At 74.6% G+C, this 26,391-nt stretch carries 26 protein-coding genes and 2 pseudogenes; 15 read left to right on the top strand and 13 right to left on the bottom strand.

Annotated features, from left to right (window positions below):
- Positions 1 to 94: 94 nt before the first annotated feature.
- On the bottom strand, positions 95 to 304 hold the full coding sequence (locus GA0070564_RS29505) for a hypothetical protein (protein ID WP_176730827.1): 210 nt from the start codon (positions 302 to 304) through the stop codon (positions 95 to 97).
- Between the two features lie 196 nt (positions 305 to 500).
- Between GA0070564_RS29505 and GA0070564_RS24765 the strand changes: the two genes are divergently transcribed.
- The 3 genes from GA0070564_RS24765 to GA0070564_RS24755 all read left to right on the top strand — a co-directional run bounded on the left by GA0070564_RS24765 (position 501) and on the right by GA0070564_RS24755 (position 1,828).
- Entirely contained in the window at positions 501 to 1,286 is a 786-nt protein-coding gene (locus GA0070564_RS24765; RefSeq protein ID WP_091613771.1) for a helix-turn-helix domain-containing protein, read from the top strand.
- A complete protein-coding gene (locus GA0070564_RS24760) occupies positions 1,283 to 1,474 on the top strand; it encodes a DUF397 domain-containing protein (RefSeq protein WP_091613769.1) in 192 nt (63 codons plus the stop codon). The genes GA0070564_RS24765 and GA0070564_RS24760 overlap by 4 nt, the downstream gene beginning before the upstream one ends.
- A gap of 96 nt (positions 1,475 to 1,570) precedes the next feature.
- Positions 1,571 to 1,828, top strand: coding sequence for a hypothetical protein (locus GA0070564_RS24755; protein WP_091613766.1), 258 nt, complete (start codon positions 1,571 to 1,573; stop codon positions 1,826 to 1,828).
- Between the two features lie 217 nt (positions 1,829 to 2,045).
- On the opposite strand, the gene GA0070564_RS24750 is transcribed toward GA0070564_RS24755, so the two are convergent.
- The 8 genes from GA0070564_RS24750 to GA0070564_RS24715 form a co-directional block, all read right to left on the bottom strand.
- A complete protein-coding gene (locus tag GA0070564_RS24750) occupies positions 2,046 to 3,725 on the bottom strand; it encodes an ABC transporter permease (protein ID WP_091613764.1) in 1,680 nt (559 codons plus the stop codon).
- A complete protein-coding gene (locus GA0070564_RS24745; protein WP_091613761.1) occupies positions 3,710 to 4,474 on the bottom strand; it encodes an ABC transporter ATP-binding protein in 765 nt (254 codons plus the stop codon). The genes GA0070564_RS24750 and GA0070564_RS24745 overlap by 16 nt, the downstream gene beginning before the upstream one ends.
- 126 nt (positions 4,475 to 4,600) lie before the next feature.
- Complete coding sequence (locus tag GA0070564_RS24740) at positions 4,601 to 6,241, bottom strand: sodium/solute symporter (protein WP_091613759.1); 1,641 nt, start codon at positions 6,239 to 6,241, stop codon at positions 4,601 to 4,603.
- 1 nt (position 6,242) lies between these two features.
- Positions 6,243 to 6,638: a DUF485 domain-containing protein gene (locus GA0070564_RS24735; protein WP_091614201.1), complete on the bottom strand. Its 396-nt coding sequence runs from the start codon at positions 6,636 to 6,638 to the stop codon at positions 6,243 to 6,245.
- A gap of 105 nt (positions 6,639 to 6,743) precedes the next feature.
- Entirely contained in the window at positions 6,744 to 8,456 is a 1,713-nt protein-coding gene (locus tag GA0070564_RS24730) for a DUF4153 domain-containing protein (RefSeq protein ID WP_091613756.1), read from the bottom strand.
- Complete coding sequence (locus tag GA0070564_RS24725; protein ID WP_245670214.1) at positions 8,453 to 9,541, bottom strand: sensor histidine kinase; 1,089 nt, start codon at positions 9,539 to 9,541, stop codon at positions 8,453 to 8,455. The genes GA0070564_RS24730 and GA0070564_RS24725 overlap by 4 nt, the downstream gene beginning before the upstream one ends.
- A complete protein-coding gene (locus GA0070564_RS24720) occupies positions 9,538 to 10,215 on the bottom strand; it encodes a response regulator transcription factor (protein WP_091613754.1) in 678 nt (225 codons plus the stop codon). The genes GA0070564_RS24725 and GA0070564_RS24720 overlap by 4 nt, the downstream gene beginning before the upstream one ends.
- Positions 10,216 to 10,382: 167 nt before the next feature.
- A complete protein-coding gene (locus GA0070564_RS24715; RefSeq protein ID WP_091613751.1) occupies positions 10,383 to 11,048 on the bottom strand; it encodes a DUF5701 family protein in 666 nt (221 codons plus the stop codon).
- Between the two features lie 34 nt (positions 11,049 to 11,082).
- Here GA0070564_RS24715 and GA0070564_RS24710 point away from each other — a divergent pair, with 34 nt between their 5' ends.
- The 9 genes from GA0070564_RS24710 (at position 11,083) to GA0070564_RS24670 (ending at position 19,915) form a co-directional block, all read left to right on the top strand.
- On the top strand, positions 11,083 to 11,868 hold the full coding sequence (locus GA0070564_RS24710) for an A24 family peptidase (protein WP_425412533.1): 786 nt from the start codon (positions 11,083 to 11,085) through the stop codon (positions 11,866 to 11,868).
- Between the two features lie 197 nt (positions 11,869 to 12,065).
- Positions 12,066 to 12,257, top strand: a complete 192-nt coding sequence (locus GA0070564_RS24705) for a Flp family type IVb pilin (RefSeq protein WP_141714861.1) — start codon at positions 12,066 to 12,068, stop codon at positions 12,255 to 12,257.
- A complete protein-coding gene (locus tag GA0070564_RS24700; RefSeq protein WP_342672578.1) occupies positions 12,257 to 12,670 on the top strand; it encodes a TadE family protein in 414 nt (137 codons plus the stop codon). The genes GA0070564_RS24705 and GA0070564_RS24700 overlap by 1 nt, the downstream gene beginning before the upstream one ends.
- Positions 12,671 to 12,723: 53 nt before the next feature.
- Positions 12,724 to 13,728: a pilus assembly protein TadG-related protein gene (locus GA0070564_RS24695; protein ID WP_141714860.1), complete on the top strand. Its 1,005-nt coding sequence runs from the start codon at positions 12,724 to 12,726 to the stop codon at positions 13,726 to 13,728.
- A 36-nt stretch (positions 13,729 to 13,764) separates the two neighbouring features.
- Positions 13,765 to 14,547, top strand: a complete 783-nt coding sequence (locus GA0070564_RS24690; protein WP_091613737.1) for an RcpC/CpaB family pilus assembly protein — start codon at positions 13,765 to 13,767, stop codon at positions 14,545 to 14,547.
- Positions 14,548 to 14,553: 6 nt separating this feature from the next.
- A complete protein-coding gene (locus tag GA0070564_RS24685) occupies positions 14,554 to 15,729 on the top strand; it encodes a CpaE/TadZ family protein (RefSeq protein ID WP_091613734.1) in 1,176 nt (391 codons plus the stop codon).
- Positions 15,726 to 17,093, top strand: a complete 1,368-nt coding sequence (locus GA0070564_RS24680) for a TadA family conjugal transfer-associated ATPase (protein ID WP_091613732.1) — start codon at positions 15,726 to 15,728, stop codon at positions 17,091 to 17,093. The genes GA0070564_RS24685 and GA0070564_RS24680 overlap by 4 nt, the downstream gene beginning before the upstream one ends.
- Positions 17,094 to 17,155: 62 nt before the next feature.
- Complete coding sequence (locus tag GA0070564_RS24675; RefSeq protein WP_141714859.1) at positions 17,156 to 19,003, top strand: type II secretion system F family protein; 1,848 nt, start codon at positions 17,156 to 17,158, stop codon at positions 19,001 to 19,003.
- Between the two features lie 3 nt (positions 19,004 to 19,006).
- Positions 19,007 to 19,915, top strand: a complete 909-nt coding sequence (locus GA0070564_RS24670; protein WP_091613726.1) for a type II secretion system F family protein — start codon at positions 19,007 to 19,009, stop codon at positions 19,913 to 19,915.
- A 21-nt stretch (positions 19,916 to 19,936) separates the two neighbouring features.
- On the opposite strand, the gene GA0070564_RS24665 is transcribed toward GA0070564_RS24670, so the two are convergent.
- Positions 19,937 to 20,509, bottom strand: a complete 573-nt coding sequence (locus GA0070564_RS24665; RefSeq protein ID WP_176730828.1) for a sigma factor-like helix-turn-helix DNA-binding protein — start codon at positions 20,507 to 20,509, stop codon at positions 19,937 to 19,939.
- A gap of 175 nt (positions 20,510 to 20,684) precedes the next feature.
- Between GA0070564_RS24665 and GA0070564_RS30015 the strand changes: the two genes are divergently transcribed.
- The gene (locus tag GA0070564_RS30015) at positions 20,685 to 22,778 is read left to right on the top strand and encodes a protein kinase domain-containing protein (RefSeq protein ID WP_245670212.1); all 2,094 of its coding nucleotides are present in this window, start codon (positions 20,685 to 20,687) and stop codon (positions 22,776 to 22,778) included.
- An 11-nt stretch (positions 22,779 to 22,789) separates the two neighbouring features.
- Here the strand turns inward: GA0070564_RS30015 and GA0070564_RS24655 are convergent, their stop codons facing one another.
- Positions 22,790 to 23,548: a LytR/AlgR family response regulator transcription factor gene (locus GA0070564_RS24655; RefSeq protein ID WP_091613718.1), complete on the bottom strand. Its 759-nt coding sequence runs from the start codon at positions 23,546 to 23,548 to the stop codon at positions 22,790 to 22,792.
- On the bottom strand, positions 23,545 to 24,768 hold the full coding sequence (locus tag GA0070564_RS24650; RefSeq protein WP_091613714.1) for a sensor histidine kinase: 1,224 nt from the start codon (positions 24,766 to 24,768) through the stop codon (positions 23,545 to 23,547). Before GA0070564_RS24650 ends, GA0070564_RS24655 begins: the two co-directional genes overlap by 4 nt.
- A gap of 100 nt (positions 24,769 to 24,868) precedes the next feature.
- Between GA0070564_RS24650 and GA0070564_RS24645 the strand changes: the two genes are divergently transcribed.
- Both GA0070564_RS24645 and GA0070564_RS30010 read left to right on the top strand, forming a co-directional pair.
- A complete protein-coding gene (locus GA0070564_RS24645) occupies positions 24,869 to 25,336 on the top strand; it encodes a hypothetical protein (protein WP_245670210.1) in 468 nt (155 codons plus the stop codon).
- A gap of 325 nt (positions 25,337 to 25,661) precedes the next feature.
- Positions 25,662 to 25,826, top strand: a pseudogene (locus GA0070564_RS30010) (IS5/IS1182 family transposase); the annotation flags it as partial.
- Between the two features lie 233 nt (positions 25,827 to 26,059).
- On the opposite strand, the pseudogene GA0070564_RS29500 reads toward GA0070564_RS30010, so the two are convergent.
- Positions 26,060 to 26,391 (bottom strand): annotated as a pseudogene (locus GA0070564_RS29500) (IS701 family transposase); the annotation flags it as partial.

The following is a 26,391-nucleotide window of genomic DNA, read 5'->3' as shown; positions in this document are numbered from 1 at the left end:
CGCCCGCCGCCCGGCTCACCTGTGTCGCGGCGACGGCCCTCCGGCGTGTCATCCGCCGGAGCGCCGATCCCGAACGAGCGTGACGCGGCGACCGTCACCAGCGCCCGCCGTTCGCCCGCCAGGTCTGGGCCGGGGTCAGCCAGCCCGCGCGGCCGGGTCGCGGCTCGGCCACCGTCGGCGCGGTGGCCCACGCCGGTGGCTGGTTCGGCCGCGTGACCGGCCGTTCCGGCCCGGTCGGCACCGCCGGCCTCCTCCTCCGGTACGACCACAGCGCCGCATTCCTCCGGCGGATGAACTCGATCATCGTCTGGACCTCCCGGGGCTCGGGGGTCGCCCCGGCCGGGGGAATGGCCGGGGCGACCCTTCGCAGGGACCGGCCGCCGGGTCATCGCCTCCACCGTCCGGTCCGCGTGCCTCCACCCTGGACGGCGGGCCGTCGGCAGGGGAGGATGCCAGGGCTTACTACGCAGCGAAGTCGCATACTTACTCGCGAGGTACGGATGAACGTCGAGATGTGGATCCGGGCGTTGAAGGCCGCCCGGGCCGGCGCGGACGTCTCCCAGGAGGCACTGGCCGCCTCGATCCGGTGGAGCCCGTCGACGGTCGCCGCCATCGAGACCGGCCGCCGCCGCCCCACCATGGAGTTCGCCGTGGCCGCCGACGAGGCCCTGGGCACCGGCGGCCTCCTCGCCGGCCTGCTCGGGGCGGCCGACCGGCAGCGACTTCCCACCTGGTTCGTTCCGTGGCGGCAGTACGAGGAGCAGGCCACCCGGCTCTGCGAGTTCGAGCCCTCGCTGATCCCGGGGTTGCTGCAGAACGAGGACTACGCGCGTGCGGTCATCTCGGCCGGTGGGCTGAATCCGGCCGCTGTGGTGGACGAGTTGGTCGCCGTGCGGATGGAACGCCAACAGCTGTGGCAGCGAACCGAGCCACCTCAGTGCGTCTTCGTGCTCGATGAGGTGGCGCTACGGCGCCCGGTGGGAGGCCCGCCGGTGTTGGAAGGCCAGCTCGGTCGTCTCCTGGACCTCGCTCAACTCCCGGCTGTCCGGCTGCACGTCGTGCCGCTCGACTCGGGTGCCCATGTCGGGCTCACGGGAGGGTTTCTGCTGGCCGAGCTGCCCGACGGCGAGCGGGTCACCTACGTCGAGGACGTGGCGCGTGGACACGTCATCGACGACCCGGAAGTCATCCGTCTGATCGATCGCAAGTGGGATAGCCTGCTCGGCGAAGCCCTGTCCACCAGCGCCTCACTGGATCTGATCCGAAAGTTGAGGGTGACGGCATGACGATCACCGGCCCACGCTGGCGCACATCGACCCGGTCGGGCGACACCGGTGGTGCCTGCGTCGAGGTGGCGGGCAATCTGCCCGGGGTGGTGCTGGTGCGGGACAGCAAGGACCGGTCCGGCCCGACGCTCTCCTTCACCCCGACCGCCTGGCGGACGTTCGTCGCCGGCACCCGCCGCCCCGGCTGACCTGCCCCCGAGGGGTAACGAGCCCGGACGCCCCCGCGACGAGACAGGGCGTTCCGTGACCGGGCGATCCGTGACCGGGCGTCCTACGCTGCCGGCATGTCTCTCGTCTCTCCGCAGCAACTCGCCGAGGAACGGGTCGTCACCGCCGACGCGCTGCTCGGCGGCAGGGTCGACCTGCGTGCGTACCCTCACCGGCACCTCATGGTGACCACGCCGCACCTCTGGCGGCGGCCCGGGTTCCCGGCGCTCATGGCGGCGGTGGAGTACCTGTCCCAGTACGGCTGGGAGCTGGTGAACGTGACCAGCGTCGGCGAGGGCCACCACCTCTACGCGGCGATGCGGCGTAGGGCCTGAACTTGAGGATCTTGGACAGTCTCCGTTCGCAGCGAACGGGAACTGTCCAAGATTGTGAGGATCGCTCAGCGGGAGGTGGCGGCGGCCCGGGTGGACGCCCGGTCCAGGAGGTGGCGCGCCAGGGCGTGTCTGCGCCGCACACCCCGGATCCGGAGCGGCGGTTGCAGCACCCTACTGTCGGCTGCGCGTCACAGTGGACGGTCGGCGGGGCCCCGGTTCAGCGCCGCGGGGTGACCGCGGTCAGCAGCTCCGGCTGGCGACGGTCCAGCAGATCCCCCGCCAGGTACGCGCCGAGCAGCGCCGCACCCAGGCCGTACGCCACCCCGACCGGCAGCGCCAGCCAGAGCCAGCCGGCGCCGAGCAGCGCGGCGGCCACCACCATCGGCACCCCGGCGATCGCCACCACCACCATGGACAGGAACACGAGCAGGCCGCGGGTCATCCCGGCGCCGGTGTTCATCGCGAACGGGTTGCTCGTCTCCGGCAACGAGTACGCCCCGAGCACCGAGATCATCGTGTTGACCGCCAGCCCGCAGCCGTAGGTGGCCAGCAGGGTGCCGGCGGTCAGCCCGATCCACCCCGGCTCGCCCAGCACCACGGCGATCACCACCGACACCACGGCCAGCAGCGGCACCACGTACAGGGAGAAGGCGGTCATCCGGGCGTACAGCTCCAGCCGGCCGCGCACCCCGGCCACGACGTTCGCCGCGTACGCGCTGCCGTCGTAGCCGAACTGGTTGGCCAGCGTCACCGAGGCGAGCACCCCGACGAAGACCATCGACGAGGTGACCAGTGCCGGGGACGAGTCGCCGGCCCCGCTGAGGTCCCCCTCGGGGCTCATCGAGAAGCCGCCGCCGGTCAGGTTGACCATCACCGGCACGAAGACGCCGACCACGGCGATGGTGATCAGGCCGGCCCGCCGCCGGGCGTCCCGCCACCAGTAGCGGCACTCCCGGGCGACCAGCGCGCCGAACCGGTTCCGCGGCAGCCGGCCCAGCAGCCGGGGGAAGAGCTGCGTCACCGCGCCCCCGGTGACCTCCTTCACCGGCCGGGCCGACCCGGCGCTGGCCGCGCCGACCATCGCCGACTCCAGCGACCGCGACCACCACCACAGCAGCAGCCCGATCCCGGCGGCGGTGATCAGCAGCTTCACCGGCGCCGCCCAGGCCCGCCCGTCGGCCACGTCGAACGCGGCCGTCCAGGGTGCGCCCAGCGGCGTCCAGCCGACCACCGCGGCCACCCCGCGCAGCCGGTCCCAGTCCGCGTCCCGCAGCGCCGCCGTCACGCCGATCTGCAACGGCCCCAACGACGCGGCGACCACCGCGAGCAGCACGGCGGCGAGGTCGCGTACCCGACGGGAGCGCAACATGGTCGCGAACGCGCTGGTGACCGCGCGGCTGGCCGCCACGCAGAGCAGCACCCCGCCCACCGCGCCGACCACCGCCACCACGGCGGCCACCGGGCCGCCGAGCAGGGCGGCGCTCAGCACCAGCCCGGCCACCGCGACCACCGTCGCGACCACCGGCACGCTGACCAGCGCGGCGGCGAACAGGCCGGTGACCAGGGTCCGGCGGGACAGCGGCAGCAGCGCGAACCGGGCCGGATCCAGGGTCTCGTCCACCCCGAAGAACACCAGCGGCACGAGCAGCCAGCCGAGCACCAGCAGGCCGCCGCCGAACGCGGCCGCCATGCCGGCGTAGCCGATCTCGTCGGCGATGCCCGGCGACGCGAACAGCAGGAACCCACCGGCGGCGAACCACAGCGCCACCATCACGCCGACCAGGAAGAGCGCGATCCGCCGGCCCTGGCCACGGAAGTTGTTGCCCAGCACCCGCAGCTTCAGCCGGACGAAGTGCCACGTCGACACCCGCCGGGGCGGGCTCAGTTCGACAGCCACGCCAGCTCCTCGCCGGTGGCGGTGCGCCCGCCGACCACCTCCACGAAGACCTGCTCCAGCGAGCGGTCGCCGCGTACCTGGTCGAGGGTGCCGACCCGCTTGATCACCCCGTCGGCCAGGATCGCCACGTGCGAGCAGAGCCGCTCCACGACCTCCATCACGTGACTGGAGAAGACCACCGTGCCGCCGCCGACGACGTACCGGTGCAGGATGTCGCGGATCAGCGCCGCGGAGACCGGGTCGACCGCCTCGAACGGCTCGTCCAGCACCAGCAGCCGGGGGCCGTGCAGCAGCGCGCAGGCCAGGCCGATCTTCTTCTTCATGCCGGCGGAGTAGTCCACCACCAGGGTCCGGCCGGCGTCGGTGAGGGCCAGCACGTCGAGCAGCTCCGCCGCCCGCCGGTCCACCACCGCCGGGTCCATGCCGCGCAGCAGACCGTGGTACGCCAGCAGCTCCGCGCCGCTGAGCCGGTCGAAGAGGCGTACGCCGTCCGGCATCACCCCGAGCAATGCCTTGGCCCGCACCGGGTCGCCCCAGACGTCCTGACCGAGCACCCAGGCCTGCCCGTGGTCCGGCCGGAGCAGGCCGACCGCCATGGACAGGGTGGTGGTCTTGCCCGCGCCGTTCGGACCGAGCAGCCCGTAGAAGGAGCCGGCCGGAACGTCCAGGTCGACCCCGTTGACGGCGACCTTCTGGTCGAACCGCTTGGCCAGGCCGCGCAGGACGAGCGCGGGGTGCTGATCGGTCATGGCCCCGACCGTATCCGGCCGCCGCCACGCCGCCCTCCCGCCCCGGGATGATCCACCGTCCTCCTCGGGGCGTGTTGTTAAAAGGGGGCCCCTGCTATACCGAATGCGTTAACAGGGGGCCCCTCCTTACAGCCGGAGGCTGTCCGGTGCGTGCAGCCGCAGCATCGTCGCCCCCACGTCGGCAGGAAGCCGGCGGCGTGACGCCACCGACACCGCCACCATCACCGTGAACGCCAGCGGCACCGTCCAGGCCGCCGGCTGGGCGGTGAGCGTGGCCGGCCAGCCGGCCAGCGGCGGCCCGAGCACGGTGACCAGCACCGACGTGATCGCCGCGCCGCCGCCCACCAGCACCCCGGCCGCCGCGCCCAGGTCGGTCAGGCCGCGCCACCAGATGCCGAGCACCAGCAGCGGGCAGAAGCTGGACGCGGCCACCGCGAAGGCCAGCCCGACCACCTGTGAGACGTCCAGCCCGGAGACGTTCAGCGCGAGGATCGTCGGCACCCCGCCGGCGATCACCGTGGCCAGCCGGAAGCCGCGTACCGAGCCGCGGCCCAGCACGTCGGTGGAGATCACCCCGGCGACGCTGGTGAGCAGCCCGGAGGAGGTGGAGAGGAAGGCGGCGAACGCCCCGGCGGCGACCAGCGCGGCGAGCAGCCGGCCGGCCGGCCCGTCGCCCAGCGCCGCGCCGGGCAGCAGCACCACCACCGCATCGGTCTGCCCGCTGACCAGCAGCTGTGGGGTGTAGATCCGGCCCAGCACGCCGTAGATGGTGGGCAGCAGATAGAAGACGCCGACCAGGGCCAGCACCACCAGGGTGGTGCGCCGGGCCGCCGCGCCGTCCGGGTTTGTGTAGAAGCGGACCAGCACGTGCGGCAACCCCATGGTGCCCAGGAAGGTGGCCAGGATCAGCGAGTAGGTGCCGAACAGCCCCCGGTCGTCGTCCCCGGCGGTGTCCGGCAGCAGCCAGTCGGTGGCGGCGGTGGCGGTGCCGGAGACCGCCGGCACCGGGTCACCGGCGGCGAAGTCGAGGCGGTCGCCGGGGCGTACCTCCCGGACGTCGCCGTCTGCAAGGGTGAGGGTCGCGCGGTGCTCGACCACGACGGTGGTCGCGGTCCGGAACGCCGGCCCGTCGGGCGGGGCCACCGCCGGGCGGGCGTCGGCCTGCCACTGCAACGCCAGGAAGATCGCGGGTACGGCCAGCGCGGTCAGCTTCAGCCAGTACTGGAACGCCTGCACGAAGGTGATCGCCCGCATCCCGCCCAGCGCCACGTTCGCGGTCACCACCACGGCGACCAGCAGGGCGCCCACCGGGTACGGCGAGCCGGCCACCGTGGCCAGGGTCAGCCCCGCCCCCTGGAGCTGCGGCACCAGGTAGAGCCAGCCGATGAAGATCACGAAGACGGTGGCCAGTTTCCGCAGCCGCCGCGAGCCCAGCCTCAGCTCGCAGAAGTCCGGCAGGGTGAACGCCCCGGAGCGGCGCAGCGGCGCGGCCACGAAGAGCAGCAACGCCAGATAGCCGGCGGCGAAGCCGACCGGGTACCAGAGCACGTCCACGCCGTACTTGAGGATCAGCCCGGCCACGCCGAGGAAGCTGGCCGCCGACAGGTACTCCCCGCCGATCGCCGCCGCGTTCCAGGTCGGGCTGACCGCGCGGGAGGCGACCAGGAAGTCGGAGGTGGTCCGGGCCAGCCGCAGCCCGTAGAAGCCGATGCCCAGGGTGACCAGGGTGACCGCGACGATGGCCGGGACGACGTACCCGTTGCCCACCTCAGCGCTCCGGCCGCTGGACCAGGTCGGTGAAGTCCTGCTCGTTGCGTTCGGCCAGCCGCACGTACGCCCAGCCCACCACGATCAGGAACGGGAAGGCGAAGACCCCGAGCAGCAGCCACGGCAGGTTCACCCCGAACACCGTCGTACGCCCCAACGCCGGCGCGATCGCGAAGAGCCACGGCAGTCCGCCCAGCGCGATCAACACCAGCAGCGACAGCCGCAGCGCCAACGTCAGCTGCGCCCGTACCAGGCCGCTGACCAGCGTCTCCCCGATCCGGGTCTGCTGGGTCAGCTCGCTGCGGGTCCGGTCGGCGCGGCTGTCCCGGCGTACCTCGGCGAGCACGATCCGGGCCCGGCCGGCCGGCGGCGGGACCGGTGGCCGGGGCCCGGGCACCGGCGCGGCCGAGGTCGACCCGTCCCGCGCCGGCGCAACCGGTTCGTCAGGTACCGCCACCCCGGCAGTCTCGCCCGATCGGCGGGATTGTCAAGGGTGGGCCGGTCACCAGCGCTGCGGCCACGGGCAGGTGAGGGCGGCGGGGACGATCGGGTGGGCGTCGAGCAGCTGCCGCGCCCGAGCCCGGCCCAGGTTCGCGCTCCGCCAGTCGTCCTCGGTCACCAGCCGGTCCCGGATGTCGTCCAGCGCGCAGGAACGCTGCGGCTCGGGCAGCCGGGCCAGGGCCGGCGCCGCGTCGGCGGAGAGCCCGGCCAGATAGCCGACGTCCAGCCGGCCCGAACGCAGGTACCGGTCGACGTTCTGCTCGGCGATCAGCCGGTCCGGGTTCAGCACGGCCAGGGTGAGCAGGGCGGCCACCGCCGTGCCGACCGCCAGGACGGGCAGCCAGGTGGCCCGCAGCCGCAGCACGGCCACCCCGACGTAGCCGAAGAGCAGGCCCAGGCAGCACTCGACCGTCGCCACGAAGAGCCGCAACCGGGTCGCCCCGTACGCGTCGGTGTAGACCCGCATCCGGTAGAGCGCGGAGGCGACCACGACCAGGCTGAGCGCGGTCAGCGCGCCGAGCAGGACGCGGATCAGGAGCCGGTCGGCGCGGGTGGCCCGGGGCGCCCAGCGCGCTGCACCGCCGATCACCAGCAGGGTCAGCCCGGAGACGACGAGGAGCTGCCAGAAGCCGCCGCGGGCGTACTCGGCGTAGGTCAGCCCGCCCGTGCGCAGCACGTGCCCGGAACCGCCGAACAGCACGGTCAGCTGCACCAGCACGAACACCGCGAAGAGCCCGTCGAGCAGCGCCAACGGCAGCACCCACTCCCGCCGCCGGACCGGCCGGCCCGGCGCGAACCGCAGGTCGACAAGGCGCGGCGGCGCGGCCAGCAGGTACGCCCCGCCGAGCAGCAGCGGCCCCGCCACCAGCAGGCGGACTCCCCAGCCCAGCAGGTCGGGCGGGGAGCCCGCCGGCACCAGGTCGGTGACCAGGCCGGCGAAGACGGCATCGGCGGAGGAGAAGAGCAGCCCGAAGACCACCAGCAGGGCGATCGACACCGCCACGCTGACCAGCGAGCGGCCCAGGGTCCCCCCGGCGTTCGCCGCCGACATCGACCGGCGGGCCCAGGGCAGCGACCGGGCCGGGGCGACCGCCGCCATCCGGACGGCGGTGAGCATGCCGCGCCCGGTCCGCCCGCCGGCCACCGCCAGCGCCGCGACCGGCGCGGCGGCCAGCAGGCAGAGCACGACGAGCCAGCCAGCGTCGCGGACCGCCCCCACCGTGAGCAGCGCGAGGGCGGCTGCCGCCCAGGCCACCCGGGCGACCCGGCCGGTGACCGGTGCGGCAGCCCGCCCCGGCGCCCCCGTGGCGCCGGGACGGACAACCGCGGTGACCAGCGCGGCGATCGCCGCGAGGCCGGCCACCGGCCAGCCCAGCCCGGGCCGGTCCAGGGGCACCGCCACCGCCGCCACCAGGGCGGCGACGCCCACCGCGCCGAGCGCCACCGGCCGGGCCGGACCGGTCGGGCCCGGCCAGCGCAGCTGCCACTCCGACGGCGGCAGCGGGACCGGCCGGGGCAGGGGCGGCGGCCCACCGGTGGGCGTACCCGGGGCTCCTGGCGGGCCCGGCGCGGGCCGCACGGGCGGTCCCGCCGGTGCCGGGGCGGTGGCCGGCCCGGCGGTCGGCGGCGCCGGTGCGGCGCCGCTCGTCGCCGGCTGCGGCACGGGTCGGTGCGCCGCGGGCTCGTCCGGGGCGGGCTGGGGCGGGGTGGTCATGCGGCTTCTCCCGTTCCGAGGGTGGTGAGGGGGAGCGACACCTGGATCCGGCAGCCGCCGCGCCCGGCGCCGGCCGGCGCGGCGGGTTCGCGTACCCGGATGGTGCCGCCGTGCAGCTCCACGACCCAGCGGGCGATGGCCAGGCCGAGGCCGGTGCCGCCGCCGCCGGAGCGGTCGCCGCGGGTGAACCGTTCGAAGACCCGGGGACGGTCGGCGACCGGGATCCCCTCGCCCTCGTCGCTCACCTCGAAGTGCAACTGCCCGGCCCGCGCCTCGGCGGTCACCAGCACGGTGCCGCCCCGGGGGCTGTGCCGGGCCGCGTTGTCCAGCAGGTTGGCGAAGACCTGGTGCAACCGGCCCGGGTCGGCGGAGACGGCCAGCGGACCCGGCAGCGGCTCCAGCCGGAACCGGACCTCCCGGCCGGCCCCCGCGGCGGCCGCCGCCGCGTGCCCGATCGCCTCGTCGAGGAAGTCCGCGACGTCGATCCGGGTCCGGCGCAACGGCACCACCCCGGCGTCCAACCGGGACAGGTCGAGCAGGTCGGCCACCAGGTGCCCGAGCCGTTCGGTCTGCCCGAGCGCGGTACGCAGCGCCGCCGGCTCCGGGGCCGCCACCCCGTCGACCATGTTCTCCAGCACGCCCTGGAGGGCGGTGATCGGCGTACGCAACTCGTGCGAGACGTTCGCGATCAGCTCGCGTCGCCGCTGGTCGGCCGCGGCCAGGTCCTCGGCCATCTTGTTGAACGCGAGCGCCAGCTCACCCACCTCGTCCCGGGAGGTGGCCCGGACCCGCCGGGTGTAGTCGCCCCGGGCCATCGCCCCGGCGGCGGCGGTCATCTCCCGCAGCGGCGAGGTCATCCCGTGCGCCAGCACCTGGGAGGTGAACAGCGCCAGGCCGATCGCCGTCGCCGAGGTCATCGGCGGCACCCAGCCGATCACCCACCAGAAGTACGCCAGCCCGGTGGTGCCCGAGGCGACCAGCAGGAAGCCGAGCTTCGCCTTGATCGACCGGACCGGGTCCAGCGGCCGGGGCAGCACCCGGTCGAGCCAGTCCGTCACCGCGACGGCCCTGGTCACCCGGGTCACGCCGGCACCTCCAGCGCGTACCCGACGCCGTGCACGGTGCGGATCAGATCCGGCCCGAGCTTGCGGCGCAACGCCTTGACGTGGCTGTCCACCGTGCGGGTGCCCGAGCCGTCGGCCCAGCCCCACACGTCGGCGAGCAGGCGTTCCCGGGGCAGCACGGTCCGCGGCCGCCGGGCCAGGTGCACCAGCAGGTCGAACTCGGTGGGGGTCAGGTGCACCTCGGCGCCGCCGCGGCGGACCCGCCGCTCGGCCTCGTTGATCTCGATGTCGCCGAGCCGCAGCGCGGGCTGCTCACCGCCGGCCGCCCGGTCCATCCGGCGCAGCAGCACGTGCACCCGGGCGGCCAGCTCCCGCATCGAGAACGGCTTGGTCAGGTAGTCGTCGGCACCCACCGCCAGCCCCACCAGCAGGTCGGTCTCGTCGTCCCGGGCGGTCAGCATCAGCACCGGCACCGGTCGCTCGGCCTGGATCCGCCGGCACACCTCCAGGCCGTCGAACCCCGGCAGCATCACATCGAGTACGACGAGGTCGGGCCGACCGCTGCGGAACCGCTCGACGGCCGACGGGCCGTCACCGGCGATGTCCACCGTGAACCCCTCGGCGCGCAGGCGGGCGGCGACCGACTCGGCGATGGTCCGCTCGTCCTCGACGACCAGTACCCGGCGTTCCCTCATGGGTCGGAACTGTAGGCAGCGGCCGTGGAGATCGGTGGCGCACGTTGTGAACAACCTGTGGAGAACCCGCCACACCTGTGGACAACCCGGTGGACAGGGGTGGCAACTTCGGGGAAGTTGCTGCCTGGATCGGTGCCGAGGCAGCAACTTCCCGGGAGGTGTTCGGGTCAGCCGAGGCCGGCGCGGACGGGGTGGGCGGAGGCGGAACCGAGCCAGGTGTGCGGGTTGCCGTACCAGCACCAGCCCAGCTTGGGCGCGTTCTGGCTGATCCAGAGCGCGGGCACCCGCCGGTCACCGCAGCGCGACCCGACCAGGGAGAAGCACTTGTTCTTCTCCAGCGCGGCGGGGTGCTGGGTGACCAGGGCGATGCCCTCGTCGATGCTGATCGGCAGCCGGTCCCGCCCGGCCAGCGCCTCCACCGCGGCGGCCGGCGCGAGGTTGACCAGGTCGGCACCGCGATCCACCTCGAAGAGCAGGTACGCCGGCCCGGCCGGCACCTCCAGCTCCTTGATCGGGTCGAAGGTCGGCAGGTCCTTGTCGGGGAAGTTCCTGTCCCGGACGCCGGGCTTCGGGTTGCGCTTGCCGGCCAGCGCGGTGCGGGCCAGGCGCTCGTCGACCCCGATCAGCTCCCGGGTCACCACCAGCACGAACGGCACCCGGTCCGGGGTGGGCGCCGGCAGCGCGGCGGCCCGGTCCAGCGCGACCGCCCGCAGCGGCGTGACCAGCTCGGTGAACCCGTCGGTGCTCAGCCCGGCCAGCTCCGGGTAGCCCTTGGCGATCAGTGTGGCGACCTGACGGTCGAACTCGGTTCCGGCGCCGAACGGTGCGGTCACGGCGGCCTCCCTTGGTCGTACCCTCTACCGTACAGTGTACGGGAAGCCTCGGATATTCCCGCCGGTCTACCATTCGGCGGTGCCGCTCCCCCTCCTCGCCGCCGTCGCGCTCGCCGGCGCGGGCTGGGGCCTGCTCCTGCCCGGCCTGGTCGAGCGGTACGCCGTCGAGTGGCCCGACGGCACCCCGCAGCCGCCCTGGCGCACCGCCTGCCCCGACTGCGACGCGATGCGTCCGCACTGGTGGCGGGCCGCCGGACCCTGCCCCGCCTGCGGCCGGCGACCCCGCCCCGGATGGTGGATCACCGTGCCGCTCACCGTGGCCGTGCTGGTGCTCCTCACCATCGCGGTCGGGCCGGTCCCGGCCCTGCCGGCCTTTCTGCTGCTCGGCGCCCTCGCCGTGCCGCTCGCCCTGGTCGACCTCGCGGTGCTGCGACTGCCCGATCCACTGGTCGGCGCGGCGTTCCTCGGCGGTGCGGCGCTGCTGGGCCTGGCGGCGCTGGTGGAGCGCGACGGGACGCCCCTGCTGCACGCCGGCATCGCCGCGCTCTGCTCCGCAGTCGGCTACCTGACACTCGCGCTGCTGCCCCGCTCCCAGCTCGGCTTCGGCGACGTCAAGCTCGGCGCCGTGCTCGGGATGTACCTCGGCTGGCTCGGTTGGTTCCCGGCCGCGGCCGGGGTGGTGCTCGCCCCACTGCTGAACCTGCCCCTGGTCATCGGCCTGGTGCTGCTGCGCGGGGCCGGCCGGAAGACGCTGGTGCCGTACGGGCCGGCGATGCTGGCGGCGGCCCTGATCGCGGTGGTCGTCACCGGAGCGCGATAGGTCGATCGGGTGAAATCGAATTCAGGCGATCGGCGGGTTTAGGTGTAGTCGTCGTCGGCGATCGGCCGGGGTCGGCCGGTCCCACCGATGGGATTGACACCCCTGCCCACCTGCAGGAAAACTCGTCTCGTTCCTTGTTGCACGTCAACAACCTGCACGCGGTCACGACGACGCGCATCCCCCCTTGGAGCTACCCGATGCTTGAGTTCATCCACCGCGTCATGGCCTGGCACCAGACGCGCGACCGTGGCGCCAGCGCCGTCGAGTACGCCCTGATCCTCGCCTTGGTCGTCGGCGGCGTGGTCGCCCTCTACTTCGCCATCGGCGGCAACATCCAGGACCGCCTCGGCCAGGCCTGCCGTCAGATCACCCAGCGGGCAGCCTGCTAGTGAGCCGAGGCCGACCCGTGCCCGGGCCGGTGTCCGAGCGGGACCGATGTCGCGCCGACCAAGGCGCAGCCGCCGTCGAGATGGCGCTCGTGCTGCCCCTGCTCCTCCTGCTCGTCTTCGGGATCATCGACTTCGGACGGCTGCTCAACCAGCAGATCACCGTCACCGAGGCGGCCCGCGAAGGCGCGCGGGTGGCCTCCTTCGGCGGTGACCCGGCCCCGCGCGCCCGGCTCGTCGCCGGCGACGACGTGCAGGTCGCCCTGAACCAGCGCTGCTCCGGCCCGGACCTCACCCGGGACGCGGAGGTGACCGTCACCCACCGGTTCACCTTCGTCACCCCGGTGGGCCTGCTCGGCGGCGGCTTCGACGGCGCGGTGACCCTCACCGGCCGGGGAGTCATGCCGTGCCAGTGAGCGGGCCCGCCGGCCGCCGACCGCGAAGGGCAGCCGACCGTGGCGGGGTCGCGGTGATCGTGGCGCTGCTGCTCGGCTCGGGCGTCCTGCTCGGGCTCGCGGCGCTGGTCGTCGACGTGGGCAACCTCTACGTCGAGCGGGCGCAGCTCCAGGGCGGGGCCGACGCCGCCGCCGTCCGGGTCGCGCAGCGCTGCGCGGTCGCCCCGGACGGCTGCGCCTCGGTGCCCGCCGACGACCTCGCCGAGGCGTACGCCGGGCGGAACGCGAACGACGGGGTCGCCGCGGCGGACGTCTGTGGGCCGCGCGTCGGGCTGGGCGACTGCCCGGCGCCGACCGGCTCGCTGACCGACTGCGTCCGGCCCGCCCCGGCCACCGGCCCGTACGTCGAGGTGCACACCGGCACCCGGCAGCGGGACGGCACCACCGTGCTGCCGCCGGTCTTCGCCCAGGCGGTGCTGGACGAGTTCGACGGCGTACGCGTGAGCACCTGTGCCCGGACGGCCTGGGGCGCCCCGGCGGCGGCGACCGTGCTGCCGCTCGCCTTCTCCGCCTGCGACTGGAACCGGTACGGCCGCACCCCGGACGGCGTCGAACGCTCCTTCCCGGTGTACGACGAGACCGCCTCGACGACCTGCGCGCCGGGCGGCGGCACCGGCGGCGGGCCGGGCGGCTTCCGCTGGCTGACCGACGCGGCCACCGGTTGCCGGCTTGCCGTCACGGTGGGCCGCGACTACCCCGTCGACACCGGCGACCGCACGCCCACCGGGTGCCGGAACACCGACCTGGACGACCTGGCCCGGGCCGGCCGGCCCATCCTGGTGCCGGTCTTCGGCGCCGTCAGCGGCAGCGGCGGCAACGCCGAGTACACCGTGTCCGGCGTGGCGGCGTTCGTGGTCACCGGCTGGCGGCTGCCCGGGGCCGGGATCGAGACCGGGCCGGCCTGCGCCGGCACCGCCACCAGCTGCGTCTCCGGCTACTTCACCCGCACCATCGTGCCCGGCGGCGGGGTGATCGGCGGCCCGGACCTGGGCGCCCGGATCGTCACGCCCGTCGGCTGAGCCAGCAACCATGAAACGGCAGGGGAGCACCACACCATGACCCGACGCATCATCCCGGTGCTGATCTCGATCGTGCTGGCGGCCGTGGGCACCGGCGCGATCATGCTCTACCTTCGGACCGCCGACGCCCGGGCCGTCGAGGGCAAGCAGGCCCGCACGGTGCTCGTCGCCGACAAGCAGATCCCGGCCGGCACCTCCGGCCGGCAGCTGCGCGACAAGGGCTACCTGCGGCAGGTCCGGATGCCGGTGGAGACCCTCCCCGACGGGGTGCTCGACCGGGTCGGCGGCGACCTGGACACCCTGGTCACCACCGCCGTCGTGCAGCGCGGCCAGCTGCTGCTGCGGGTCATGTTCGGCACGGCCGTCGGCGACGGCACCGGGCTGGCCATCCCCGACGGCCAGCTCGCCATCACCGCCCGGGTCCGGTCCACGGTGTTCGGCCCGGCGTCGGTGAAGGCCGGCACACGGGTCGCCATCTTCTACACGTACACGCCGGTGGACCCCGACAAACGGGACGTGGTGTCGGGGGCCGGGCTGGAGAAGGGACGCACGGTCAACAGCGTCACCCGGCTGCTGATGACCGACGTCGAGGTGATCTCGGTGGGTCCGGCCCCGACGGAGACCGCGGGCGGCGGGGTCGGCGCGCCAGCCCCGGGCGCCAACGACGAGCTGTCGGTGACCTTCGGGCTGAACCAGGTCGACGCCGAGCGGCTGGCCCACGCGGTAGCCCTCGGCGGGGAGCTGAACATCGGCCTGCTGGGCGCCAACTCCGACGTCGACGCCGACGCCGGGGTCGACAACCGGACCCTGTTCCGGTAGGCCGCGATGACCATCCTCTTCGAACCCGACCGCCGCTGGAGCGGCCACCTCGCCGCCCAGCTCGGCCCCGGCGTGCTCACCGTCAGCCGGCTGGAGGACGCCGAGCGGCTCCTCGCCGACCAGCACGTCGAGCCCCTGGTGCTCTTCGGCCCCGGCACCGACGCCCGGACCGCGCTGGAGTTCGCCGAGCGGCAACGGCTCACCCGACCGGCGCTGGGCGTGCTGCTGCTGCGCGAGCGGCTGGACGTGGACACCCTCGGGCGGGCGCTGCGCGCCGGCGTACGCGACGTGGTGGACGCCCGGGACACCGCGGCCGTGCGGGCCGCCTGCGCCCGATCCCGGGAGGTGTCCCGGCACCTGCGCGGCGCGGTGGCGGCAGACCAGCCGGACGAGCCGGCGGCCCGGGTCGTGACGGTCTTCTCCGCCAAGGGCGGCTGCGGCAAGTCCACCCTCGCCACCAACCTGGCGGTGGCGCTGGCCGACGGCGGCCGGCACAACGTCTGCCTGGTCGACCTCGACCTCGCCTTCGGCGACGTGGGGATCATGCTCCAGCTGGTGCCGGAGCGCGGCATCGGCGACGCGCTGAACGCCGAACACGTCGACGACACGCTGGTCCGGGCACTGCTCACCCCCTACAAGGCGGGGGTGCAGACGCTGCTCGCGCCGGTCAGCCCCACCGACGCCGAGCGGATCGGCCGGGAGCTGGCCGGCCGGCTGCTCGCCGCGGTCCGGACGATGTTCGACTACGTCGTGGTGGACACGCCCCCGGCCTTCTCCGAGGCGGTGCTGGCCGCGCTCGACGTCTCCGACGTGCAGGTGCTGGTCGCCACCCCCGACGTGCCCGCGCTGAAGAACCTGCGGGTCGCCATGGACATGCTCGACCTGCTCGGCCTGCGCCGGGAGGCCCGGCTGGTGGTGCTCAACCGCAGCGACGCCCGGGTCGGGCTGACCGCCGCCGACGTGGACCGGGTGCTGCGTACGCCGACCGCCGCGCACATCCCGTCGAGCCGTGACGTGCCGATCTCGATCAACCGCGGAGTGCCCATCGTGCTGGACAAACCGACCCACCCGGTGAGCCGGGCCGTGCGGGAACTGGCCCAGCAGCAGATCGCCGACCCGGGCCGGCCCGCCCGCGGCGGGCGCGGACTGCGCGACCGGCTCGGCCGGGCGGTCAACCGATGAGCCTCTCCGACCGGCTGGCGCAGCGGCACTCCGGCGACGCCGGCCGGCCCGGCCGGACCTCCGGCGCGCTCACCGTCCCGCTCGCCGGGGGCTCCGGCGCCGCGGCGCTGCGGCTGCGCGTGCACCGCGAGCTGCTCGACATCCTCGGCCCCCAGCTGTACGACAACCGCACCGCCGACGCCGTCCTGGAACAGAAGGTGCGGGACACCATCGCCGACGTGCTGGCCCGCAACGACTCCCCGCTCGCCGTCGCCGACCCGGCCCGGATCGCCGCCGAACTGCTCGACGAGATCCTCGGCCACGGACCGGTCGAGCCGCTGCTACGCGACCCGGACGTCACCGAGATCATGGTGAACGGCCCGGACCAGATCTTCGTGGAACGCTTCGGCCGGATCCAGCAGGTCGACGCGACCTTCGTGGACGAGCACCACCTGCGTCGGGTGATCGACCGGATCGTCTCCCGGGTGGGCCGCCGGGTGGACGAGTCCAGCCCGATGGTGGACGCCCGGCTCCCCGACGGCAGCCGGGTCAACGTGGTCCTGCCGCCGGTCGCGCTGGACGGGTCGATGCTGACCATCCGCAAGTTCGCCCGCGAGGCGCTCACCGTCGACGACCTGATCGGCTTCGGCACCTTCACCCCGGAGATCGCGCAGTTCCTGCACGCCTGCGTACGCGGCCGGCTGGACGTGCTGATCAGCGGCGGCACCGGCTCCGGCAAGACCACCACGTTGAACGTGCTCTCCAGCTTCCTGCCGCCGGACGAGCGGATCGTCACCATCGAGGACGCGGCGGAGCTCCAGCTGCGGCAGAACCACGTGCTGCGGCTGGAGTCCCGCCCGCCGAACATCGAGGGCCGGGGCGAGATCACCGTACGGGACCTGGTCCGCAACGCACTGCGGATGCGCCCGGACCGGATCGTCATCGGCGAGGTACGCGACGGCGCCGCCCTGGACCTGCTCCAGGCCATGAACACCGGCCACAACGGGTCGCTCACCACCGTGCACGCCAACAGCCCCCGCGACTCGATCGCCCGGCTGGAGACCATGTCGCTGATGGCCGGCCTGGAGTTGCCGCTCCGGGCGATCCGGGAACAGGTCGCCTCCGCCGTCGACGTGATCGTGCACCAGAGCCGGCTGCGGGACGGCACCCGGCGGGTCACCCACGTGACCGAGGTGCTCGGCATGGAGGGCGACGTGGTCACCATGCAGGACCTCTTCGTCTTCGACCACCGGGCCGGGCAGGACGAGAACGGCCGGCACCAGGGAACGCAACGCTGGACCGGGCTGCGCCCGAGGCTGCTCGACACCCTCGCCGACGCCGGCGTGCCGCTGCCCCCCGGGTTGTTCGGCGGCCGACCGTGGTGAGCCGCCCGGCCGCCTGTCGCGCCGACAGGATCCGGGCCGTCCGCCGTCCGGACGGGATCCCGGTGGCCCGTCGTGCCCTCGCGGCCCTGGCCGTCCTGCTCGGCGTGCTGCTCCTCCCGGCGGCCCCCGCCCGGGCCGACGCGCTGCCGGTGACCGTCGCCGAGGTGAAGCCCGGCGAGGTGAGCCTCCTCGCCGACGTGCCCGGGACGGTGGGGAACCGGATCACCGTCACCCGGGACGGCTGGCTGCTGCCCGTCACCGTCACGCCCGCCGAGGCGGCCGACCGCTCCACGGTCGTGGTGGTCGACACCGCCGCCGGCATGGCGGGCACGCCGATGCGGGCCATCCGGTCCGGGCTGCTCGCCCTGGCCGACGCCGCCCCGGCCGACGTGGCCGTCGGGCTGGTCACCACCGGTGGCGAGCCGGCGGTGCTGTTGCGCCCGACCCGGGACCGGACCGCGCTGCGGACCGCCGTCTCCGGCCTGCGCGCCGGCGGCCGGGACGCGCTCGGCGCCGGGCTGCGGGCCGCGGTGGCGCTCGGGCCGGGCGGGCCGGGCAGCCGGCTGCTGGTGGTGGCGGGCGGCCGGCAGGTCGCGGCGGCCGGGTCGGTCGCCGTACCAGCCGGCTCGCCGGTCGACCTGGTCGCCCTCGGCGGAGACCCGACCGGTACGCCGCTGGGCAGGGTGGCCCGCGGGTCGGGCGGCGCCGTGCGTACGGTCGACGAGGCCGCCCGGCTGACCGGGGCGCTGCGGGCCGTGGCCACCGGCTACCCCCGGCGGATGGTCGTCACGGTCACCGTCGGCCCCGAACTGGCCGGTACGACGGCGGCGTTGACCGTCACCGCCGCCGGCACCCGCACCGAGGTGCCGGTACGCTTCGCCGCCGCGCCGGCCACCGCGTCCACCGCACCGACCCTGGCCGGCCTGCCGGTGCCGCGACCCACCCTGCTCGCCGTGCTGATCTTCGTCGCCCTGCTGGTGGCGGTGCTGCTCACCGTCACCGGGGCGGGCGGGTCGGTGCGGCGCGGCCGGATCGAGCAGGTCGAGCGGTTCCGGCTGCCCGACCGGGGTCCCCGCCCGGACGGCGGGGACCCGCCGGCCCGACCGGAGAGCGGCCTCACCCACGCCGTGCTCGGCCTCTCCGAGCGGGTGGTCCGCGGCGGCGGCCGGGAGGAACGGATCGCCCAGCGGCTGGACCGGGCCGGGATGACCGTCCGGCCCGCCGAGTGGACCGCCGTACGCGGGACCGCCGTGTTCCTCGGCGCAGTGCTCCTCGGCCTGCTCGCGGGCTTCCTCGGCGCGCTGGCCGGGGCGCTGCTGGGCTGGCTGGGCACCCTGACGTACCGCCGGCTGCGCGAGGAGCGTCGCCGCCGCTCCTTCGCCGACCAGCTCCCGGACGCCCTGCACCTGGTGGTCGGGTCGCTGCGCTCCGGCTTCTCGCTCGCCCAGTCGATCGACGGGGTGGTCCGGGACTCCCCGCCCGGCCCGCTCACCGTCGAGCTGGGCCGGGCGATGGCGGAGGTCCGGCTCGGCTCCGACCTGGACGACGCGCTGGGCCGGGCGGCGGCCCGGGTGGGCAACGACGACCTGGCCTGGGTGGTGATGGCGGTCCGGATCCAGCGGGAGACCGGCGGCAACCTGGCCGAGGTGCTGGAGACCACTGTGGAGACGCTGCGGGAGCGCGACCGGCTGCGCCGGCACGTACGGGCGCTGTCGGCGGAGGGTCGGCTGTCGGCGTACATCCTGGTGGCGTTGCCGATCGTGCTGGCCGGCTGGATGCTGCTGGTCCGGCGGGAGTACCTCAGCCCGCTCTGGACCACCCCCGCCGGGCTGGTCATGCTCGTCGGGGCGGTCGTGCTGATGCTGGTCGGGGCGTTCTGGATGGCCCGCTGGGTGAAGGTCGAGGTGTAGGGCGTGGACCCGTTGCTGCTGGTGGGACTGGGCGCGATGTTCCTGGCCCTGGTCGCCGCCCTGGTCGGGCTCCTCGCCGCCCGGGAACGCGGCGCGGTGACCCGGACGCTGGCCGCCGCCGACCGCGGCTACCGGGTCGCCGGGACGCCGGAGGGGCCACCCGCCCCCGGACCGGGAGCACTGCTCGGGCGCGCCGGTGAGCTGGGTGGTCGGCTGACCCCGGCCGGGATGTTCGCCGGGCTCGGCCGCCGGTTGGACCGGGCCGGCAATCCGGGCTGGCTGGGCATGGACGCGCTGCTGGCGTACAAGGCGGTGCTGTTGTTCGTGGGCGCCGCGGTGGGTCTGCTGCTGGCGCTGCTGTTCGCCGGGCCGTTCGGCGTGGTGGTCTGGGTGGTGGTCGGCGCGGCCGCCGGGTTCTTCGCTCCCGACCTGTTGGTGGCGCACCTGGCCCAGGAGCGTCAGGAGGAGATCCGGCGCACCCTGCCGGGCATCCTGGAGACGCTTGTGGTGACCGTGGAGGCCGGGCTGGGCTTCGAGGCGGCGCTGGCGCAGGTGGTCCGCAACGGCCGGGGGCCGATGGTCGGCGAGTTCGCCCGGGTGCTGCACGAGATGCGGATCGGCCGGTCGCGGGTGGACGCGCTGCGGGAGATGGCGGCCCGCAGCAGCGTCGCCGAGCTGAAGTCGTTCGCGTCGGCGACCGTGCAGGCCACCACCCTCGGTGTGCCGGTGGCCGGGGTGCTGCGCCAGCAGGCCGCCGAGATGCGGCTGCGACGCCGGCAGCGGGCCGAGGAGCTGGCCCAGAAGATCCCGGTGAAGATCCTCTTCCCGATGATCTTCTGCATCTTCCCGGCGCTCTTCGTGGTGGTGCTCGGCCCGGGACTGCTCCGGATGCTCGACGCCCTGGCGCCCTGAAGCCGGCCGCAACCCCGGACGTCAGCCGCGCCGGCCCTCGTGGGCGGTCTTGGCCCGGGCCCGGGCCAGGTACGTCCGGACCGCCGACTCGCTGATCCCCAGCAGCACCGCCACCTCGACGGCCGGCACCCCGTCGCCGACCAGCGCGGCGACCTCCCGTTCCCGGGGGCTCAGCCGGGCCGGCGGGTCCCGGCGCAGCGCCCCGGCCAGGAACCGGGCCGGATAGCTGGTCCGGCCGGCCAGGCAGTCCCGCAGGGCGGTGCCCACCTGCCCCGCCTCGGGGTGCACCGGCAGGTACGCCGGCATCCCGGCCGCCACCGCCCGGCGCAGCAGGGTGTCGCTGGCCGGCCCGAAGAGCACCACCCGCAGCTGTGGCCGCAGGTCGCGCAGCCGGACGGCCAGGTCGATCCCGTCGCCGTCGGGCAGCCGCACGTCGACGGTCAGCGCGTCCGGGGCGAGCGTGCCGAACACCCGCAGCGCCTCCCCGGCGGTGCCGCTGCTGCCCACCAGCTCCACCTCGGGCAGGGTGGCGACGGCCTGCCGGACCAGCAGGTGGGTACGCGTCCGGGCGTGCACGGTGAACAGCTTCGGCACCGGTGCACCCTCTTCCTCGCTGGACGACCACCGGGGTCCGGTGACCGCGGTCGCCGGGAGTGTCCCCCGCCGGAGGGGGTGACGAACATAAATCTCCACGCTGAGTCGGGGATCGGTCACCGCGAGGGATGCCCGTCGCCGGGCCGATGTGCCGCCGACCAGGCAGACTGTGCCGGTGGGGGGAGAAGAGATCCTGGCCGACCGGTACCGGCTGATCGACCGGCTCGGGTCCGGCGGCATGGGCGTGGTGTGGCGGGCCCACGACCGGGTGCTGGACCGGGAGGTGGCGGTGAAGGTCCTCAGCGGGCAGTACGCCGAGGACCCGGTCGCCCGACAGCGGGTGCTCGCCGAGGCGCGTGCCGCGGCCCGGCTCTCCCACCCGCACGTCGGCGGCGTCTACGACTACGGCGAGTCGGTCTCCGACGCCGGTGACCCGGTGCCGTTCGTGGTGATGGAGCTGTTGCCGGGCCGGACGCTGGCCCAGCGGCTCAAACGCGGCCCGGTCTCGGTGGAGTCGGCGCTGCGGATCTGCGCCGAGATCGCCTCCGCGCTCGCCGCCGCCCACGCCCAGGGGCTGGTGCACCGGGACGTGAAGCCGGCCAACGTGATGCTGACCGCCAACGGCGCCCGGGTCGTCGACTTCGGACTCGCCGCGGCGGTCGGCCAGGTCGAGGAGGCCACCGGGCAGCTGCTCGGCACCGCGGCGTACCTGGCCCCGGAGCGGCTCTCCGACGACCCGGTGGTCGCCGAGAGCGACGTCTACGCCCTCGCCCTGATCCTCTACCGGCTGCTCGCCGGCCGGGCCCCCTGGCCGGCCGAGACCGCCACCCGGATGCTCACCGCGCACGTCTACCTGGAGCCGGCGCCGCTGCCCCGACTGCCCGGGGTGCCGCCGGTGGTGATCGACCTGGTGCACCGCTGTCTGGCGAAGAAGCCGACGAGGCGCCCGGCAAGCGCCGAGGTGGCCGTCACCCTGGCCCACGCGGCGGGCATCCGGGTGCCCCTGGAGCTCGCCGACGAGCTGGCCGACGTCGACGACACCGGCCCGGACGCCGGGGGCGGGCCGGACCGGGGCCGGGCGGCGGTCCGCACCGACCCGCTGGCGGGGCTGCCGGTCAGGTCCGGTGAGCCGTACGTGGCGCGGCTGGGCAGCCACCTCGACCTCACGCTGGACCACGTCGACCTGCGCCGGCAGGCCAGCGTGCTGCTGCGCGGCACGGTCGGCTTCGACCTGGCGATCTGGGCGGTGCTGGACCCGGTGACGCTGATGTGGGCGTCCTGCGTGGTCGACGGCGGCGCGGACGACGAGCGCTTCGAGCAGGAGCTCTTCGCCAACGAGTACGGCCAGGAGGACGTGCTGAAGATCGCCGAGCTGGCCGAGGGGCCCCGGATCGGCACCCTGCACGCCGTCAGCCAGGGGGACCCGGCCGCCAGCCGCCGCTTCCGGCACGTGCTGCACCCGCGCGGGTTCTCCGACGAGCTGCGGCTGACCTGCTACGACAACGAGGGCGCCTGGGGCACGCTGCTGCTCTACCGGGCCGGCGGCCGGTTCACCGACGCCGACGTCGCCCAGCTCGCCCCCGCCGGCCGGCCGCTCGGGTCGGCGCTGCGGCAGACGCTGCTGCGCGGCGAACCCGAGCCGGAGCGGCCCGTCGAGGTGCCCGCCGACCCGCCGGCCCCGCGCGGCGGCCGGCTGCTGCGGCCCCGGTTCGGCCGGGCCGCCCGCCCGACCGTGGCCGAGCCGCCGCCCGGCCCGACCCGCCGGCCGGTGGCCGGCTCGCTGACCGTCTCCCGGGACGGCCGGCTCTTCGACATGAGCGACGACGCCCGGGCGCTGCTGGACACCGCGGAGCTGGACCGGGTCGGCGCGGCGGTGGCGCGGGGACGCCTCTCCGGCCTGGTCGGCTCGGCCGCCGGGGCCCGGCACGACGGCCGGTGGCTGGCGTTCCACGCCGCCGAACGGGACACCGGCGTGGCGGTCACCGTGCAGCGGATCCGGCCGCACCAGGTCAGCGAGTTCGTCGCCCGGGCCCGGGGGCTCTCCGCCGCCCAGTGGCGGCTGCTCGGCGCCGTGGTGCGCGGCCGCAACACCGGCCAGATCGCCCGGGAGCTGGGCATCTCCGCGTACGACGTGCAGCAGGGCATGCTGGCGTTGTTCCGGGCCTTCGGGGTGGGCGGCCGGGTGGAGCTGGTCCGGACCCTCTTCTTCGACCACTATGTGCCGCTGCACGCCGCCGACGCCAGCGTGGCGACCACCGCGGTCGCCTGACCGGCGTCGGTTCAGCGGTTCCAGTCCTGCTTGGCCGCCCGGACCAGCTTGTCCTTCAACTCTCGGGTGTGCCGGCGGCTCACCGGCAGCTCGGTGCCGTCGATCACCACCACGTAGCCGGAGTTGGCCAGCCGCAGCTCCGCGATCAGCTTCAACTGCACCAGGTACGACCGGTGGATCCGGACGAAACCGGCGTCCGCCCAGCGTTCGGCGAGGGTGGCCAGGGAGACCCGGACCAGGTGCGAGCCGTCGGCGGTGTGCAGCCGGGCGTAGTCACCCTGCGCCTCCACCCAGCGCACCGCCGAGCGGGGCAGCATCCGGGTGGTGCCGGCCAGCTCGATCGGGATGGTCGGGTCCTCCTCCGCCCGGGCCAGGGCCGCCGGGTGCGACGGCACCACCCGGGAGCCGATCACCCGGCGCAGCGACTCGGCGAGGCGTTCGGCGCGTACCGGCTTGCGGACGTAGTCGGTGGCGCCCAGGTCGAACGCGTCCACCGCCCCGTCGTCGTACGCGGTGACGAAGACGATCGCGGGTGGCCGGGCGAACCGGCGCAGCACCCGGGCCAGCTCCATCCCGTCCAGCCCGGGCATCCGGATGTCCAGGAAGACCACGTCCACGTCGCCGTCGCGGAGCACCCGCAGCGCCTCGGTGGCGTCCCCGGCGGTGTGCAGCCGGGCCACCCGCGGGTCGGCCCGCAGGTGGTACGCCAGCTCGTCCAGCGCCGGTGGCTCGTCGTCGACGGCGAGCACCCGGAGGAAACCCGTCGTCACGAGCCGGCCCGTACGCCCGGGTGGAACTTCGGCACCCGCATGCTCACCTTCGTACCCGAGCCGAGGCCGGTCTCGACGACCAGGCCGAACCGGTCGCCGAAGGCCGACCGGAGCCGCTCGTCGACGTTGGAGAGGCCGACGTGCTGGCCCGGGTCGTCGGCCGGGTCGCTGCCGGCGCCGGCCAGCTCGGCGATCCCGGCGGTCAGCGTGGTCGGATCCATGCCCACTCCGTCGTCCTCCACCGTGATGTGGCATTCGGCGCCCGCGTCCCGGGCCTCGATGCTCACCATGCCGGTGCCGGGCTTGCGGGACAACCCGTGCCGGACGGCGTTCTCGACCAGCGGTTGCAGGCAGAGGAAGGGCAGGGTCACCGGCAGCACCTCCGGGGCGATCTGCAACCGCACCTGCAACCGGTCGCCGAACCGGGCCCGCTCGATGGTGAGGTAGCGGTCGATCGAGCGCAGCTCCTCGGCCAGCGTGGTGAACTCGCCGTGCGAGCGGAACGAGTACCGGGTGAACTCGGCGAACTCCAGGATCAGCTCCCGGGCCCGGTCCGGGTCGGTCCGGACGAACGAACCGATCGCGGTCAGCGCGTTGTAGATGAAGTGTGGGCTGATCTGGGCGCGCAGCGCGCGTACCTCGGCCCGGGCCAGCCGCTCCCGGGACGAGTCCAGCTCGGCCAGGGCGAGCTGGTCACCGGCCCAGTGGGCGGTCTCCAGGGTGGCCTGCACCAGCCCGGGCGCGGGCCGCTCGTCGGCGACCGCGACCAGCGCCCCGACCACCCGGCCCTCCGCGCTCAGCGGCGCGACCACCGCGCCGCGTACCGGGCAGTCGACCAGGTCGCAGTCCAGCTCCGACTCGCGCAGCACGGTGGACCGCCCGCTGGCCACCGCCCGCCGGGCCGCCGCGACCAGCTGGTCGCCGTGGTGCGCGCCGTCGCCGTCGAGGGCGAGCAGCTGGTCCCGGTCGGTGAGGGCCAGCCCGGCCGCCCCCACCAGCGCCCGCAGATGGCGTACGGCCTTCGCCGCGCCGGTGGGGCTCAACCCGGTGCGCAGCGGCTCGGCGGCCAGGCCGGCGGTGTGCAGCACCTCGTAGGTGGCCCGTTGGGTGGCGGTGGCGATCCCCCGCCGCCCGCGCAGCCGCAGCACCGCCCAGAGCGCGGCGGCCAGCGCGGTGACCAGCGAGACGACACCGACCACGGCGGAGAGGTTGCCACCCATGCGGCGAATCCTGACCGGTGGCGGCCCCGAGCGCCAGCCTTCCCGATCGGGTCCGGCTGGGTACCACCCTCTCGCTCTGTTCTGAAGTAGTGTTGATGTCATGTCGATGCCGTTGGAGTCCGTCCCCTTCTCGGAACTGCTCCGCCGGCCTGCGGAGACCGCCGACCGGCTGTCCCGCGCTCGCGCGGTGCGCCTGCGCCGTCGGGACGCCGCCGATCTGGTCCTGATGTCCGCCGACCGGGCGGCGGCCGAGGGTGAGGTGGTCGACCTGACCGCACGGCTGCTGGCCAGCCTGGTACGCCGGGATCCCGTCCTGGTCCGGGAGGCGCTGCCCACCGTGCTGCCGTGGGTGCGGTTCCTGCCACCCGGTGACGCGGAGCGGATGGTCGATGAATTCGTGTCGACGGCGGAGGCCGCCGCGGCGGTGGGCAACACCGCGGCGGTGTCCCAACTGCTCACCGAGTGGCGGCACACCGCCGAGATCCACGCCGACCCCAACCTGCACCGGATCCTGGCCGCGCCGAGCGACGACGACTTCGGGCCGGTAGCGCGCCCGGCCGGCGCGTGAGCGCCAAGCGCGGCGACCGGGCCGCGCCGCCACCACGCCCCGGCGGCTACGCCCTGCGCTTCGCCACCAACGACGCGGCCAAGGGGTGGGAGGAGCTGTGCCGTCAGGCGGCGGCCAACACCCGTGCCGCATTCGACGCCATCGAATCGGACCCCTGCCCGTCCCCGCCCATCAGCCGCCAACACCCGCTCAAGGGCTCGCTGGCGAGTGCGATGCACAACGGCAGGTCACTGCCGCAGTGGCAGTACGAGGTCACTGCCGGCGGCCGCGTCTGGTACCTGCCCGACCACGACACAGGCACCTGCTGGATCAAGCACGCTGGCACCGGTCACCGGCCTTCGACAAGCAGGTCTACCGCAAGCGCAACGTCGTGGAATGCTGCCTCAACCGACTCAAGCAGTGACGCGACCTGGCCGCCCGCTACGCCAAACGTGCATCCCTATGCCGGGCCAGCCTGGTCCTGATCGCCGCAGTCATCTGGCTTCGATGACCGGCCGGCACATGTCAAGTGCCTCTCCAAGTGCAGAGACAGGACCAGCGCAGAGGAGACCGCCAGCCACGTCCGCATCGCGGTGCTGCATGAGCACTGCGCCTGAGGAATCGACAAGCAGCACGAGTGCGACGTCATAGGTTGCCACCGCAAGATCCTGCCACGCCCGAGGCCTCGCGGCAGCACCGCATGATCGGCAGGACACGCTCTAGTACGGCAGCCGCCGTTCGGGATCATGGCTGGAGTTCGAGGTTGAGGCGGCGTGTGTAGTGGGCTCGGCGGGCTCGGGCTTGATGCCGGCGTCGCCAGCCTGACCAGTGCAAACGGTGGGCGAGGTCGCTGATCGGGTGGATGATGCAGGCGTTGATCAGTCGGCGGATCTCGTTGACGGTGAGCTTGATCAGGCCGTTATCGGCGTGGTCCTGGTCGGCAATGTCGGCGGCGCAGATCGCCAGGACGGCGAGGGCGGCCAGGGCCAGGGTGGTGAACCGGTGCCAGGAGTCCCAACGGCGGACCTGGTGCTGGTCCAGACCGACCTGGCTTTTGGCGGCCTGGAAGCTCTCCT

The sequence above is a fragment of the Micromonospora mirobrigensis genome, assembly GCF_900091555.1.
In the GTDB taxonomy this organism is placed as follows: domain Bacteria; phylum Actinomycetota; class Actinomycetes; order Mycobacteriales; family Micromonosporaceae; genus Micromonospora; species Micromonospora mirobrigensis.
The sequence above is the reverse complement of the archived record's forward strand: the minus strand, read 5'-3'. Positions and strand labels throughout refer to the sequence as shown.

Excerpts from the sequence above, each read along its gene's own strand:
- GA0070564_RS24705 (WP_141714861.1), top strand. The coding sequence starts at position 12,066 with ATGCTTGAGTTCATCCACCGCGTCATGGCCTGGCACCAGACGCGCGAC.
- GA0070564_RS24685 (WP_091613734.1), top strand. The coding sequence starts at position 14,554 with ATGACCATCCTCTTCGAACCCGACCGCCGCTGGAGCGGCCACCTCGCC.
- GA0070564_RS24730 (WP_091613756.1), bottom strand. The coding sequence starts at position 8,456 with ATGACCACCCCGCCCCAGCCCGCCCCGGACGAGCCCGCGGCGCACCGA.
- GA0070564_RS24760 (WP_091613769.1), top strand. The coding sequence starts at position 1,283 with ATGACGATCACCGGCCCACGCTGGCGCACATCGACCCGGTCGGGCGAC.
- GA0070564_RS24680 (WP_091613732.1), top strand. The coding sequence starts at position 15,726 with ATGAGCCTCTCCGACCGGCTGGCGCAGCGGCACTCCGGCGACGCCGGC.
- GA0070564_RS24650 (WP_091613714.1), bottom strand. The coding sequence starts at position 24,768 with ATGGGTGGCAACCTCTCCGCCGTGGTCGGTGTCGTCTCGCTGGTCACC.
- GA0070564_RS24720 (WP_091613754.1), bottom strand. The coding sequence starts at position 10,215 with ATGAGGGAACGCCGGGTACTGGTCGTCGAGGACGAGCGGACCATCGCC.
- GA0070564_RS24645 (WP_245670210.1), top strand. The coding sequence starts at position 24,869 with ATGTCGATGCCGTTGGAGTCCGTCCCCTTCTCGGAACTGCTCCGCCGG.
- GA0070564_RS24745 (WP_091613761.1), bottom strand. The coding sequence starts at position 4,474 with ATGACCGATCAGCACCCCGCGCTCGTCCTGCGCGGCCTGGCCAAGCGG.
- GA0070564_RS24765 (WP_091613771.1), top strand. The coding sequence starts at position 501 with ATGAACGTCGAGATGTGGATCCGGGCGTTGAAGGCCGCCCGGGCCGGC.
- GA0070564_RS29505 (WP_176730827.1), bottom strand. The coding sequence starts at position 304 with ATGATCGAGTTCATCCGCCGGAGGAATGCGGCGCTGTGGTCGTACCGG.
- GA0070564_RS24690 (WP_091613737.1), top strand. The coding sequence starts at position 13,765 with ATGACCCGACGCATCATCCCGGTGCTGATCTCGATCGTGCTGGCGGCC.
- GA0070564_RS24755 (WP_091613766.1), top strand. The coding sequence starts at position 1,571 with ATGTCTCTCGTCTCTCCGCAGCAACTCGCCGAGGAACGGGTCGTCACC.